This is a genomic window from Streptomyces hygroscopicus subsp. hygroscopicus (assembly GCF_001553455.1).
GTDB classification, from domain to species: domain Bacteria; phylum Actinomycetota; class Actinomycetes; order Streptomycetales; family Streptomycetaceae; genus Streptomyces; species Streptomyces hygroscopicus.
This window is the reverse complement of sequence record NZ_BBOX01000077.1, coordinates 1-766: the sequence shown is the minus strand read 5'-3', so window position 1 is coordinate 766 and position 766 is coordinate 1. Positions and strand designations below refer to the sequence as shown.

1 protein-coding gene is annotated in these 766 nt (G+C 80.5%); it reads right to left on the bottom strand.

Annotated elements, in window-relative coordinates:
* Nucleotides 1-766, bottom strand: a 766-nt coding sequence (locus AXW62_RS08760) for a beta-ketoacyl reductase (RefSeq protein ID WP_159060838.1), incomplete at both ends; no start/stop codon positions are given.

The window sequence follows — 766 nt, the reverse complement described above, 5'->3', positions numbered from 1 at the left end:
TGCGGTGTCGCCGAGCAGCGCGTCCAGATGGGCCGCGCCCGCGACCTTCGCGGCGACCACCTCGGCCACGTCGGCCGGGGTGGTCTCGGCGAGCGGGGCGAACTGCCCGGCGCCCGCCGTGTGCACGACGGCGGTGAGCGGGTGGCGCGGGTGGCCGTCGCGGATCCGGGCCAGCAGCCCGGCGACCGCGTCCCGGTCGGTGACGTCGCAGGCGGCGACGGTCACCTCGGCGCCGGAGGCGGCGAGTTCGTCGCGCAGCTCGGCCGCGCCGGGGGCGTCGGGGCCCCGGCGGCTGGTGAGCACCACATGCTCGGCGCCGCCCGCGACCAGCCAGCGGGCCACATGGGCGCCCAGCGCGCCGGTGCCGCCGGTGACCAGGACCGTGCCGCGGGGCCGCCACGGCGCGCCGGTGGCCGGGGTGCGCTCGGCGTGGCCGACGCGGCGGGCCAGGATGCCGGCCGTACGGATCGCCAGCTGGTCCTCGTCGGGCTCGCCGTGTCCGCCGAGCACGCCGGCCAGGCGGTCGGCGGCCCGTTCGTCGAGCGTGCCGGGCAGGTCGATCAGGCCGCCCCAGCGCTCCGGGTGCTCCAGCGCGACCACCCGGCCCAGGCCCCAGGTCTGCGCCTGTGCGGCGCTGCCGAGCGGCTCGGCGGCGGCGGTGGTGACGGCGCCGGTGGTGGCGCACCACAGCGGGGCGTCCAGGCCCGCGTCCCCGAGCGCCTGCACCAGCGCTCCGGTGCGCAGCAGCCCGGTGGGCACGGCGGGG